General features: G+C 73.6%; 10 protein-coding genes. 7 read left to right on the top strand and 3 right to left on the bottom strand.

Annotated elements, in window-relative coordinates:
- Positions 1-203: 203 nt before the first annotated feature.
- The 6 genes from ACZ7RU_RS09845 (at position 204) to ACZ7RU_RS09820 (ending at position 9240) form a co-directional block, all read left to right on the top strand.
- Entirely contained in the window at positions 204-2852 is a 2649-nt protein-coding gene (locus ACZ7RU_RS09845) for an RICIN domain-containing protein (RefSeq protein ID WP_470340357.1), read from the top strand.
- A 220-nt stretch (positions 2853-3072) separates the two neighbouring features.
- A complete protein-coding gene (locus ACZ7RU_RS09840) occupies positions 3073-4008 on the top strand; it encodes an expansin EXLX1 family cellulose-binding protein (RefSeq protein ID WP_470340356.1) in 936 nt (311 codons plus the stop codon).
- A 131-nt stretch (positions 4009-4139) separates the two neighbouring features.
- Positions 4140-4670, top strand: coding sequence for a SigE family RNA polymerase sigma factor (locus ACZ7RU_RS09835; protein WP_401118920.1), 531 nt, complete (start codon positions 4140-4142; stop codon positions 4668-4670).
- Positions 4667-5461, top strand: a complete 795-nt coding sequence (locus ACZ7RU_RS09830) for a hypothetical protein (RefSeq protein WP_470340355.1) — start codon at positions 4667-4669, stop codon at positions 5459-5461. The genes ACZ7RU_RS09835 and ACZ7RU_RS09830 overlap by 4 nt, the downstream gene beginning before the upstream one ends.
- Before the next feature lie 439 nt (positions 5462-5900).
- Positions 5901-7430 carry a cellulose binding domain-containing protein gene (locus ACZ7RU_RS09825; RefSeq protein WP_470340354.1) on the top strand — a complete coding sequence of 510 codons (1530 nt, stop codon included), beginning with the start codon at positions 5901-5903 and terminating at the stop codon, positions 7428-7430.
- Positions 7431-7443: 13 nt separating this feature from the next.
- Positions 7444-9240, top strand: a complete 1797-nt coding sequence (locus tag ACZ7RU_RS09820; protein ID WP_470340353.1) for a glycoside hydrolase family 6 protein — start codon at positions 7444-7446, stop codon at positions 9238-9240.
- A 57-nt stretch (positions 9241-9297) separates the two neighbouring features.
- Here the strand turns inward: ACZ7RU_RS09820 and ACZ7RU_RS09815 are convergent, their stop codons facing one another.
- Positions 9298-10320, bottom strand: a complete 1023-nt coding sequence (locus tag ACZ7RU_RS09815) for a LacI family DNA-binding transcriptional regulator (protein WP_470340352.1) — start codon at positions 10318-10320, stop codon at positions 9298-9300.
- A gap of 329 nt (positions 10321-10649) precedes the next feature.
- Here ACZ7RU_RS09815 and ACZ7RU_RS09810 point away from each other — a divergent pair, with 329 nt between their 5' ends.
- Complete coding sequence (locus ACZ7RU_RS09810) at positions 10650-12131, top strand: GH1 family beta-glucosidase (protein WP_470340351.1); 1482 nt, start codon at positions 10650-10652, stop codon at positions 12129-12131.
- Between the two features lie 58 nt (positions 12132-12189).
- On the opposite strand, the gene ACZ7RU_RS09805 is transcribed toward ACZ7RU_RS09810, so the two are convergent.
- Both ACZ7RU_RS09805 and ACZ7RU_RS09800 read right to left on the bottom strand, forming a co-directional pair.
- Positions 12190-12477 carry a hypothetical protein gene (locus ACZ7RU_RS09805; protein ID WP_470340588.1) on the bottom strand — a complete coding sequence of 96 codons (288 nt, stop codon included), beginning with the start codon at positions 12475-12477 and terminating at the stop codon, positions 12190-12192.
- Positions 12478-12545: 68 nt separating this feature from the next.
- The gene (locus ACZ7RU_RS09800; RefSeq protein WP_470340350.1) at positions 12546-13361 is read right to left on the bottom strand and encodes a phytanoyl-CoA dioxygenase family protein; all 816 of its coding nucleotides are present in this window, start codon (positions 13359-13361) and stop codon (positions 12546-12548) included.
- Between the last annotated feature and the right edge of the window lie 7 nt (positions 13362-13368).

The following is a 13368-nucleotide window of genomic DNA, read 5'->3' as shown; positions in this document are numbered from 1 at the left end:
CGGGTCCACCCGCGCCCGCGGCCCCGGTCCGGTCGAAGAATTTCCGAACGGCGGCAACCTCCGCCGCGACGGCGGCAACTGAGGGGCGACACCAAGGGCGGAACACCCGACGGACCGTCCGATCCGACCGCCGACCGCCGCCGCGCCACCCGTCCGCTCCGGGCAGGTGCGCGGCGGCGGGGCCGAAGCAAGGAGTAGCCCCCATGAACGAGACGGAACCCACCGCGGGCGGTCGCGGCCGGCGCGCCCGGGCGGCCGGTGGCGTGCGGCGGCCCCGTGGGCGCCACCGCCGGCGCTGGACCACGCTGGGCCTGGCCCTGGGCGTGCCCGGCGTGCTGGGCCCGTACCTGCTGTTCGTGCAGTCCGACTCCAACGCGGCGTCGGTGGAACCCGACGCGTACTACACGCTGGTGTCCGTCCGCAGCGACAAGGCCCTGGACGTGCCCGGCGCGGACGCGGCCGACGGCGCCTGGGCCCGGCAGATGAACCGCGCGGCCGGGGCCGCGAGCCAGCAGTGGCGCCTGCGGCTGGCGGGCGACGGCTACTACGAGCTGGAGAACCGCGGCACCCACAAGGTCCTCGGCGTCCGCGGTGACGCCTCACGGTCCGCCGCCGCCGTCGAGCAGCAGACCGACCACGCCTCCGCCGCCCAGCAGTGGCGGATGCAGGACGTCGGCGACGGCGCGGTGAAGTTCGTCTCCCGTGCCAGCGGCATGGTGCTGGACGTCTGGGGCGGCGGCAAGGAGGAGGGCGTCCCGCTCATCCAGTACGCCGACCGGGGCAGCAGCAACCAGCAGTGGCGGCTGGTGAAGGCGTCCGGCGCGGGCGGGTACACCTGGCACAACGCGCAGATCGTCGGTGGCGGCTTCGTCACCGGGATTGTCTTCAACCCCGCCCGCAAGGACCTGCTGTACGCCCGGACCGACATCGGCGGCGCGTACCGCTGGGACGCGACGGCCGGGCAGTGGACCCCGCTGACCGACTGGATCGGCGGCGCCGACTGGAACCTGCTCGGGATCGAGAGCCTGGCGACCGACCCGGTCGACCCGAACCGGCTCTACCTCGCCAGCGGCACCTACACCAACGACTGGGCCGGCAACGGCGCCATCCTCCGCTCCACCGACCAGGGCCGGACGTTCCAGCGCACCGACCTGCCCTTCAAGCTCGGCGGCAACGAGGACGGCCGGTCCATGGGCGAGCGCCTGGTGGTCGACCCCTCCGACAACCGCACGCTCTACCTGGGCACCCGTAAGAACGGCCTGTGGCGCAGCACCGACTACGGCGCGACGTGGAGTCAGGTCGGCGGCTTCCCCGTCAAGGACGGCGCGAGCAGCGGGGTCGGCCTGTCGTTCGTGACCTTCGGCCCCTCCGGCAGCAGGACGATCTACGTCGGGGTGGCCGACAAGTCGACCTCGCTGTACCGCTCCACCGACGGCGGCACCACCTGGCAGGCCGTCCCCGGCCAGCCGACGGGCCAACTGCCGCAGCACGGCGTGCTGTCCGGCGACGGCTCGTTCTACCTGACGTACACCGACGCGCCCGGACCGAACGGGGTGAAGGCCGGCTCGGTGTGGAAGTACACGCCGTCCACCGGAGCCTGGAAGAACATCTCGCCGTCCAGCGGAAGCTTCGGCTTCGCCGGGCTGGCGGTGGACCCGCGGCAACCGTCGACGGTGATGGTCACCACGCTGGACCGCTGGTGGCCCTCCGACGAGCTCTACCGGTCGACCGACGGCGGTGCCACCTGGAAGGCGCTCGGCGCCACCTCGGAGCGGGACGCCTCCGCGGCGCCGTACGTGGGGACCGGCATCGGGCACTGGATGGGCACGCTGGCCATCGACCCCTTCGACTCCGGGCACGTGCTGTACGGCACCGGGTCCGGCATGTGGGGCAGCACCGACGTGACGGCGGCGGACAGCGGGCGCCCGACGCACTGGACCATTCCCGCCAAGGGCCTGGAGGAGACGGCGACGCTCGGCCTGGTCAAGCCCCCCGGCCTGCCGCTGATCAGCGCGCTCGGCGACGTCGGCGGGTTCCGGCACGAGGACCTGACGAAGGTCGCCCCCAAGGCGCTGAGCGGGCCGCTGTTCACCAACACCACCGGCCTCGACTTCGCCCAGGGCAAGCCGGAGTTCATGGTGCGGGTCGGCCTCGGCGGGGCGCAGCACGGCGCGTACTCGACCGACGGCGGAGCGGACTGGGCGCCGTTCGCGGCGGCGCCGGTGGGGGACGCGGGCGGCGGATCGGCAGCCGTCTCGGCGGACGGCGCCACCGTGGTCTGGACCCCGGCGGGCCAGGTGCCGTTCCTCTCGACCAACCGCGGCGGGTCCTGGACGGCGGTCTCCGGCCTGCCCAAGGACGCGGCCGTGGTGGCCGACCGATCGACGGCGGGCACCTTCTACGCCCTCAGCGGCGGCACCCTGTACGCCTCCACCGACGGCGGGAGGCACTTCACCGCCCGCGGCACGGGTCTGGGCGACGGGCGGCTCAAGGCCGTCCCGGGCGTCGCCGGCGACCTGTGGATCGCGGGCGGGGGCAACGGGCTGCGGCACTCCACCGACGGCGGGGCGAGCTTCCGCAGGATCGACGGCGTGGAGCAGGCCGGTGCCGTCGGCTTCGGCAAGGCGGCGCCGGGCGCCGGCTACCAGGCGATCTACCTCAGCGGGAAGGTGAAGGGCGTCATCGCCCTGTTCCGGTCCACCGACGGCGGCGCGACCTGGACCCGGATCAACGACGACCAGCACCGGTTCGGCGGCAGCAACATCGACGTCATCACCGGCGACCCCGACGTCTACGGCCGGGTCTACCTCGGCGGCTACGGCCGCGGCGTGGTGTACGGCGACCAGTCCTGACCCGGGTGGCCGGCCCGTGGGCGGGCGGGCGGCGGAACCGTCACGCGCCCGCCCGCGGGCCGGCGGCGAGCGTCACGCCCCTGCCCGCGGGCCGGTGACGGAGCTGTCCCGCCCCCGCCCGCGGGCAGGCCCGAAAAACCCGCGCCGGACCGGCAACCTTTCCCGCTCCGGCGGCCACTGAGTGGTGCAACGCCGACTCGATCTACCGAACTGGATGGGCATGAGGGCAACGAAGCACGCCGACCCGCGGGCGCGGCGGAGGCAGGGACTGGTCGTGGGGATTCCGGTGGCACTGGTGGCCGTCGGGGTGCTGGTGTGCCTGGCTCTCGCGCTCCTCCCGGGGAACGGGGGCGGTCCCGGCACCGACGCCGCGCGACCGGCCGCCGCCGCCGTCGCGGCCACCGAGGCGAGCACGCCACCCGGGTCCGGCGACACCCCGGCCCCAGCCGTGCCCTCGGCGCCGCCGTCGTCGGCCGCCGCCCCCTCGCCCTCGGCCGCCACCGGCAGCGCCCGCGCGGTGCCGTCCACCGCCTCCCCGGCCGGGCGGATCAGGCCCGGAACGAGCTACCCCGGCGTCGCCACCTCCTACGACGCGGCCGACGGCAACGGCGCCTGCTCGTTCGGCCCGTCCGGCGACCTCATGGTCGCGGCGATGAACCACACCGACTACGAGACGTCCGCTGCCTGCGGGGCGTACGTGCTGGTCCGCGCCGCCGGCGGGGCGAGCATCACGGTGCGGATCGTCAACGAGTGCCCGCTGCCCTGCGCGCCCGGGCAGCTCGACCTGAGCCACGAGGCCTTCGGCAAGCTCGCCGAGCTCTCGGTGGGCCGGCTCCCGATCACCTGGACGCTGCTGAGCCCCGGCGCGGCGCCGGACACCATGTCGGTCCGGTACAAGACCGGGTCCACCCAGTGGTGGTGCGGGATCCAGGTGATCGGCCACCGGAACCCGGTGGCCGCGCTGGAGGTCCGGACCGGCGGCGGCTGGCGGCGGTTGTCGCGCACCGACTACAACTACTTCCTCTCCCCCGACGGCGGCGGGTGCGGCGGAACCCTCAGGGTCACCGACGTCTACGGGGAGCAGCTGACCGTCGACGGGATCGCGGTGAAGCCGGACGTCGTCCAGCCGACCCCCGTCCAGTTCACCCGGCATTGACCGCGCCGCCCGCCCGTCGGCCGTCGGCCGTGCCCCTCCAGGCCGGGCCCCGCCCAGCCCCGGAGGCGGGCACTGCTAGGCTCACGCCGATTGTTAACGTTCACAATGCAGGGAGAGGGCGACCGGGGGAAATGCTCCTCGATGACACGTCCGCGGAATTCCATGACTTCTTCGAGCGTCACCACGCCGAACTCGCCCGTCTCGCCCACCTCCTGACCGGCGGGGCGGACGCGGCCGACGACCTCGCCGCGGACGCCCTGGTCGCGCTCTGGCAACGCTGGGACCGGGTCCGCGCGGCCGACCACCCGATCGCCTACGCCCGCGGGGTGGTCGCCAACATGGCCCGGGAGCGGATCCGCAGCGCGGTCCGCGAACGGCGCCGGATCCTGCTGTTCTGGACCCGCAGCCCCGACCGGACCGACGGACCTGACGTCGCGGCCGTGCTGGACGTCCGTGCGGCGCTCGCCCGGCTACCGTTCCGCAAGCGGGCGTGCGTGGTGCTGCGGCACGCCTTCGACCTCTCGGAGAAGGACACCGCCGCGGCGCTCGGCATATCGGTCGGTACGGTGAAGAGCCAGACCTCGAAGGGGATGGCCGAGCTGGAGAGAGCGCTCGGCGCGGGAGCGGTCGGCGAACTGACGACAGGGAGGAGGAACCGGTGAACGAGCACATCGCCCGGCAGCTGCGCGAGGCCGCCGAGGAGCACCAGCCCGACCGCGCCCGGATGCTGGCCCGCGTGCAGCGCGGCACGGCCGGTCCCGCCGTCCGCCACCGCGCCCGGTCAGGCCTGCGGTCGTGGCCCAGGGTCGCGCTCGCGGGCCTCGCCGCCGCCGGCGCCCTGGCCACCGGCGGACTCGCCGTGGCCGGCATCGGCTCCTGGACCCCGCAGCCGTCGGGCACCGCCACCACCGCACCGGCCGACCCGTCGCCGACGGCCACGCCGACGCCGACCCGGTCCGCTCCCCCGCCCGCCGCCCCGGCACCGGCGCCCGCGACCACCGCGCCGCCGGCCGGAACCCCGACCGGCCCCCGACCGACCCCGTCGGCGAGCGGCCGGGCCCAGAACGGTCCGCTGTGGTCGGAGGGGTCGATCGACCCGCACAGCACCGTCTACTGGGCGCAGAGCAACCTCACGCTCAGGACCGTCCAGCCACTCACCTCGCTCACCGTCGAACTGCGCGTCGCGCAGACCGGCGACGTGCGCGACACCGGCAACTGGCGGACCCTGCCGGCCGACGACTTCACCGTCACCGTCCAGGAGACCGGCGGTGCGCTGGTCTACCGCTGGGTGCTCAAGCCGGGCCGTACCGTTCCGCCCGGGCAGCACGAATTCGCCGGCCAGTACAACCACGCCACCGGCGTGCGCGGTTCGGCGAACGACGGCTACCGCGTGGACGCCCAGTCCGCGGGCGGCTCCGCGTCGGTCTGGGGAGGCTTCTCCCCGGGCCGCTGAAGGGGCGGTCGGGTTCTGTCGAAGGGGCGATCGGGTTCTGTCGAAGCGGTCCGGGTGGAGGCTCACCCGGACCGCTTCCGCCCGAACGCACGCTCACACCGTCCCGCTCCGCGGACACGACGGGGCGCCCGCTCGACCGAACGGGCGCCCCGGTCCTGTCGCGCGTGGCAGGACGCGGCGAGGAGCGGCCGCCCGCGGACGGGTGCCGGGCGGCCAGGACGTTCCACAACAAGTGCATGACCAGTGGGAGCGCTCCCACTGTGAGGGATCGCCGCGAGCCGGTCAAGAGGCGTGACACGCCGAGCGCCTCTTCGCACGAATCCCGGCAACTCCCCTTTTCCTCGGCGGCAGTTGGCGCTACGGTCGGTGGCCACCAGTGGGAGCGGTTCCATCAGTCGGCGCGCCGGTAGCGGCGTGTCCTCGCTGCAAGGAGTCGCTCATGCGGCACCCCCCACCCCTCACAGCGCTGCTGGGCGGCGCGGTCCTCACCCTGGTGAGTGCCGTGTCCGCCGCGGCGGGTTCGGGCCCGGTCACCGCCGATCCGCCCGGTTGCTCCGTGGCCTACTCCACGGTCAACCAGTGGGACGGCGGCTTCCAGGCATCCGTCGCCATCACCAACAACGGTGCACCGACCAGCGGTTGGAGCCTCGGTTTCGACTTCGCCGGCGGCCAGCACCTCACCCAGGGCTGGAGCGCCGAATGGTCCCAGTCCGGTAGCAAAGTCACGGCCGTCAACGAGAGTTGGAACGGCTCACTCGGAACCGGCGCGAGCGTCACCATCGGCTTCACCGGCTCCTGGTCCGGCGGCAACCCCGCGCCGACCACGTTCACGCTCAACGGCCTTGCCTGCTCCGCCGGTTCGGGATCGTCCCCCAGCCCGACCGGCACCCCGACCCCGACCTCGACACCGACCCCGACCGGAACCCCGACCTCCACCCCCACCGCGCCCGCCGGCGCGCCCGAGCTCGGCGTCAGCGGCAACCGGCTGACCGACCAGAGCGGCACCACCCGCCGGCTGCTCGGCGTCAACCGCTCCGGCGGCGAGTTCATGTGCGTCCAGGGCCACGGCATCTTCGACGGACCGGTGGACGACGCGGCCGTCCAGGCCATCGCGGACTGGCGGGCCAACACCGTCCGCATCCCGCTCAACGAGGAGTGCTGGCTCGGCCTGGACAACATCCGGCCCGAGTACCGGGGCACCGCCTACACCGACGCCGTCAAGGCACTGGTGGCCCGCGTCCTCGCGCACGGCATGACCCCCGTGGTCGAACTCCACTGGACGTACGGCCAGTACACCGGCAACTCGGCGGGCTGCCCGGACGTGCACGCCTCCTGCCAGAAGCCGATGCCGGACGCCCGCTACGCGCCGGCGTTCTGGACCTCGGTGGCGAACACCTTCAAGGACGACCGCCGGGTGGTCTTCGACCTGTTCAACGAGCCCTACCCGGACCGGGCCACCGCCACCACCGACCAGGCCTGGGCCTGCTGGCGCGACGGCGGCAACTGCCCGGGCATCGGCTACGAGGTGGCCGGCATGCAGGACCTGGTGGACGCCGTCCGCGCCACCGGCTCGCGCAACGTCGTGCTCGTCGCCGGGATCGCCTACGCGAACGACCTGAGCGGCTGGCTCGCCCACGCCCCCTCCGACCCGACCGGCGCCACGGCCGCCGCCTGGCACGTCTACAACTTCAACTCCTGTGCCGGTGAGGCCTGCTGGACCTCCACCCTGGCCCCGGTCGCCGCCCGCGTCCCGCTCGTGGCGGGCGAGATCGGCGAGAACACCTGCGGGCACGCGTTCGTCGACCGCGTCATGAAGTGGTCCGACGACCGCGGCCTCTCCTACCTGGGCTGGACCTGGAACACCTGGGACTGCTCCTCCGGTCCCGCCCTGATCAGCGGCTACGACGGCACCCCCACCGCCTTCGGCCTCGGACTGCGCGACCATCTTCGCGCCCTCGACGGACACTGAAAGGGACCCCACCATGAGCCGCACCACCCACCCCACCGTCAACCGGTTGCGCAGCAGCCGGACCGCCCTGCTCGCCGCCCTCGGCCTGCTGACCGCGACCGGCGCCACCGCCACCGTGCTGTCCACCTCGGCGGGCGCCGCCTCGGCCGGCTGCCGGGTCGACTACCAGGTGTCCAACCAGTGGGACACCGGCTTCGGCGCCAACGTCGTCGTCACCAACACCGGTGACCCGCTGAGCTCCTGGACCCTGGAGTGGACCTTCGCCGGCAACCAGCAGGTCACCCAGGGCTGGAACGCGACCTTCAGCCAGTCCGGGGCCGCCGTCACCGCCCGGAACGTCTCGTACAACGGCAGCCTGGCGACCGGCGGTTCCACCTCCTTCGGCTTCAACGGCTCCTACAGCGGCGCCAACCCCGTGCCCGCCGCCTTCAAGCTCAACGGCGTGGCCTGCAACGGCTCCACCACGACGCCCACCCCCACCCCGACCGGCACGCCCACCGGCACGCCGACCAGCACGCCCACCAGCACCCCGACCGGTACGCCGACCACCCAGCCCGGCACCCGCGTCGACAACCCGTACGCCGGCGCGAAGGTCTACGTGAACCCCGAGTGGTCCGCGCACGCCGCCGCCGAACCCGGCGGCGCCAAGGTCGCCGACCAGCCCACCGGCATCTGGCTGGACCGGATCGCCGCGATCGCCGGCGCCAACGGCAGGATGGGGCTGCGCGCCCACCTCGACGAGGCGCTGCGCCAGAAGGGCGGCGGCGAGCTCGTCGTCCAGCTGGTGGTCTACGACCTGCCCGGCCGGGACTGCGCCGCCCTCTCCTCCAACGGCGAGCTCGGCCCGACCGAGATCGACCGGTACAAGAAGGAGTTCATCGACCCGATCGCGGCCATCCTCGCCGACCCCAAGTACGCGGGCCTGCGGATCGTCACCACCGTCGAGCTCGACTCGCTGCCGAACCTCGTCACCAACACCACGCCGCGCGCCACCGCCACTCCCGCCTGCGACGTGATGAAGGCCAACGGCAACTACATCACGGGCATCGGCTACGCGCTCAAGAAGCTGGGCGCCATCCCCAACGTGTACAACTACGCCGACGCCGGGCACCACGGCTGGCTCGGCTGGGACGACAACCTCGGCGCGTCGGCCGAGCTGTTCAAGCAGGCGGCGACCGCCGAGGGCTCCACCGTCGCCAACGTCCACGGCTTCATCGTCAACACCGCGAACTACAGCGCGCTCAAGGAGAACAACTTCACCGTCGACGACAGCGTCAACGGCACCTCCGTCCGCCAGTCCAAGTGGGTCGACTGGAACCGGTACGTCGACGAGCTCTCCTACGCGCAGGGGCTGCGGACCAAGCTGGTCTCGCTGGGCTTCGACTCCAAGCTCGGCATGCTGATCGACACCTCGCGCAACGGCTGGGGCGGCGCCGCCCGTCCGGCCGGGCCCGGGCCGAAGACCACCGTCGACGCGTACGTCGACGGCGGGCGCTACGACCGGCGGCTGAACACCGGCAACTGGTGCAACCAGGCGGGCGCGGGCCTCGGCGAACGGCCGCAGGCCGCCCCGGCACCGGGGATCGACGCGTACGTCTGGATGAAGCCTCCGGGCGAGTCGGACGGGGCCAGCAAGCTGATCCCGAACAACGACGGCAAGGGCTTCGACGGGATGTGCGACCCGGCGTACACCGGCAACCCGAGGAACAACAACCACATGTCCGGTGCGCTGCCGGACGCGCCGCTGTCCGGCGAGTGGTTCTCCGCCCAGTTCCAGGAGCTGCTGAAGAACGCCTACCCGGCGCTGTGACGCGGCGCTGAGCCCCCGGCCGTCCGGAGCCGCGCACGGCTCCGGACGGCCGACGGGTCAGGAGGACTGCCGCACCACCAGCTCGGTCGGCAGCACCAGGCGGGACGGCTCCGCGTCCTCGCCCGTGATCTGCCGCAGCAGGAGCCCGGCCATCGTGCGGCCCATCCGCTCGATCGGCTGGCGGACGGTGGTCAGCGGCGGGTCGAGGTGGCGGGCCACCGGCGAGTCGTCGACGCCCACCAGCGCGACGTCGCCCGGCACGTCCAGGCCCCGGGCGCGCAGGACGGCGAGGGCGCCGACCGCCATCAGGTCGGAGGCGGCGAACACCGCGTCCAGATCGGGGCGGCGCTCCAGCAGTTCGCGCATCGCCCGACGGCCGCCGTCCTCCGTGAAGTCCCCGGTGGCGACGAGCTGTTCGTCCTCCGGGAGCCCCGCCGCCGCCAGTCCCTCACGGTAGCCGGCCAACCGGCCCTCGGCCGCGTCCATGTCGAGCGGACCGGTGATGGTGGCGATGCGACGCCGCCCGCGCCCGGCCAGGTGGTCCACGGCCGACCGGCCCGCCCCCACGTTGTCGGAGTCCACGTACGCCACCGGTTCGTGCGGCGAGCGGCGCCCGTTCAGCACCACCGGCAGGCCCAGCGCGCGCACCTGGTCCGGCAGCGGGTCGTCCCGGTGGACGGACACCAGCAGCACGCCGTCCACCCGCTGGGCGGCGAGGTACTGCTCGAAGCGCTGCCGCTCCTGCTCGGTGCGGATCAGCGTGAGCAGCAACTGCTTGTCAGACGCGGCGAGTTCGGCGCTCACACCGCGGATGATGTCCAGGAAGTACGGCTCCGCGAACAGCCGCGCCTCGGTCTCCGGCACGACCAGCGCGACCGCGTCGGTCCGGCTGCCGGCCAGGGCCCGGGCCGCCCGGTTGGGCACGTAGCCGAGCTCCGCGACGGCCCGGCCGACCGCCTCCTTCGCCTGCTCGCTCACCCGCGACGAGCCGTTGATCACCCGGGACACCGTCCCGCGCCCGACCCCGGCCCTGGCCGCGACCTCCTCCAGGGTCGGCCTTCCGGTCTGCCGTCCGCCCACCGCCCACCCTCCTTCCGTCGCCGCCGTCACTCTCGCGCCCTCCTGGCAGGGGGATCGTAGGTCACCGGGGCGGGGCACCGCCATGGATCGTCCGGGTTCGGGTGGGCTTCGACCGGCCGATCGGCAGTCACTCCCGGGCAGTTCGGCCTCTTCCCTTGACACCGGATCAGCTGAGGCAGGAACCTTCGGACAGGATGTGGGAGCGCTCCCACGCCCACCTTCGGAAGCCGCCACCGGTGAACCCGGCTGCGCCGGCCCCGAGACCGGCGGTTTCCTCCGCAACGCCCTGGACAACACCTTCACCGTCAGCGTGGTCTCCACCCACCCGAATGCCGAACCCTTCACCGTTGGAGCGACCCGTGCCCGTTCCCTTCTCCCGCCCCCACCCGACCACCACCGCCCCGCCCCGGTTCCCGGCCGGATTCCTCTGGGGCGCGGCCACCTCCGCCTACCAGGTGGAGGGCGCCACCGCCGAGGACGGCCGCACCGCCTCGATCTGGGACACCTTCTGCCGCACCCCCGGCAAGGTCTTCCAGGGCCACAGCGGCGAGATCGCGGTCGACCACTACCACCGCTTCCGCGAGGACGTCCGGCTGATGGCCGGACTCGGGCTGACCGCCTACCGCTTCTCCGTCTCCTGGCCGCGCATCCAGCCCACCGGCCACGGCCCGGCCGTCCAGCAGGGTCTGGACTTCTACCGCCGCCTCGCCGACGAGCTGCTCTCCGCCGGGATCACCCCCGTCGCCACGCTCTACCACTGGGACCTCCCGCAGGAGCTGGAGTCGGCGGGCGGCTGGCCCGAGCGCGCCACCGCCGAGCGGTTCGCCGAGTACGCCGCGCTGGTGGGCGAGGCGCTCGGCGACCGCGTCGGCCACTGGACCACCCTCAACGAACCCTGGTGCAGCGCCTTCCTCGGCTACGGCTCCGGCGTCCACGCCCCCGGCCGCACCGACCCGGTGGCCGCCCTGCGCGCCGCCCACCACCTCAACCTCGGCCACGGCCTGGCCGTCACGGCGCTGCGCGGTGTGCTGCCCGCCGACGCGCAGCTGTCCGTCTCGCTCAACCTGCACGCGCTGCGCCCGCTCACCCCGTCCGCCGCCGACCTGGACGCCGTGCGCCGGATCGACGCCGTCGGCAACCGGGTCTTCCTCGGCCCGATGCTGGAGGGCGCCTACCCGGAGGACCTGCTGGCCGACACCGCCCACCTCACCGACTGGTCCTTCGTCCGGGCCGGCGACGAGAAGGAGATCCACCAGCCGCTGAACTGGCTGGGCGTCAACTACTACACGCCCACGGTCGTCTCCGCGGCCGCCGAGGGCACCGCCCCCGCCCGCGCGGACGGCCACGGCGGTGGCACCGCCTCGCCCTGGCCGGGCGCGGACCGGGTCGGCTTCCACCCGGCACCGGGCGAGCGGACCGCGATGGACTGGGCCGTCGACCCCTCCGGCCTGCACGAGCTGCTGACCGGTCTCGCGCGCCGTCACCCCGACCTGCCGCTGATGGTCACCGAGAACGGCGCCGCCTACGAGGACGAGGTCGGCGAGGACGGCACGGTCCACGACCCGGACCGCGCCGCCTACCTCCACGCCCACCTGGCGGCCGTCCACCGCGCGACCGCCGACGGCGCGGACGTGCGCGGCTACTTCGCCTGGTCCCTGCTGGACAACTTCGAGTGGGCGTACGGCTACGCCAAGCGCTTCGGCCTCGTCCACGTCGACTACCCCACCCAGACCCGCACCCCCAAGACCAGCGCCCACTGGTACGCCCGGGTGGCCCGGACCGGCGAGCTGCTCCCGCCGGCCGAGGGGTAGCCGGCCGAACCGGCGGAGGCCCCCGTCCGCACGGGACGCGGGGCCTCCGCCGGTGCCGCTACCGGGCGTCCGGCTCGGGGACCGGGACGATCCGCTCGAAGAAGTACTCGTGCTTGAGGAAGGAGACGTCGTACTCGTGACCCGGGTACGGCGGGATCAGCTGCGCGGCCTGGAACAGCCGCCAGCCGTCCAGCAGTGCCTCCACCCCGCTCCCGTAGGGCGGTTCGTCGCTGTCGCCGGTGGTGGGCGAGGTGCGGCCGGTGCCGTCGTAACGCGTCCAGCCGACCACCTCCGAGTCCAGCCGGGAGTCGGCCAGGTACAGCACCAGCACCTGCTGGCGCTGCACGGCGGCCTCGCCGGTCCGCGCGGTCCGTGCGGTTGAGGTCGTCGCGGTCGTCGCGGTCGTCGAAGTCGTCATGCCACCGTCTCCTTCGGGCGGTTGGAGACCCTGGTCACCCAGTGGTCGAGGTCGTAGCCCGGGTTGCCGGTCAGCTCCCGCCACAGCAGGATGCGGTTGTACCGCTCCAGCCGGCCGGTCGCCCACTCGTACCACGGGAAGACCGCGTCCAACTCGGTGTCCACCTGCGGGTCGTGGAGGTCGGAGGTGTCCCACAGCAGCTGCTGGCGGACCCTCGGATTGAAGCGGATCTTGAACATGTAGCGGACGGTGTCGCTGTCGTTGCGCCGGCCGCCGTGCCAGAGGCCGTGGTGCAGAAACACCACCGTCCCCGCGGGGCAGACCAGGCGGTCCTGGCCGCGCAGGTTCTGGTAGCGGCCGGTGTCGGACTCGTTGGTCCGCCGCAGGTGGCTGCCCGGCACACTGAGCGTTCCGCCCATCTCCAGCGTCACGTCCTGCGGGTAGTACATCAGCTGCACGTCGAACGCGTCCGGCCGGACGTCGATGATCGCGTCCCCGTGCAGCGGCTGCGCCGAGCCGCCGTGCGGCTCGCGGACGTGCACCGCGTGGTGGTCGACCCACGGGTCCGGTCCGACCAGGCTGTGCAACGCGCCCGCCACCTGCGGCAGTTCCAGCAGGCGACGGACGAACGAGCCCTCCGCGTACGCCTCGGGCACCGGCGTTCCGTACGGCACGTCCGGCAGGCCCGCGGCCAGGACCGCGAGGCCCTCGGCGTTCATCTCCGCCGGGACCACGGCGTCCAGCCGCAGCGACCCCCGTGCCACGAAGCGCGCCATCCGCACCGACGACAGCAGTTCTTCCGTTTTCTCCATGGCCGCC

The organism is Kitasatospora sp. NPDC114501 (genome assembly GCF_055633695.1).
The sequence above is the reverse complement of the archived record's forward strand: the minus strand, read 5'-3'. Positions and strand labels throughout refer to the sequence as shown.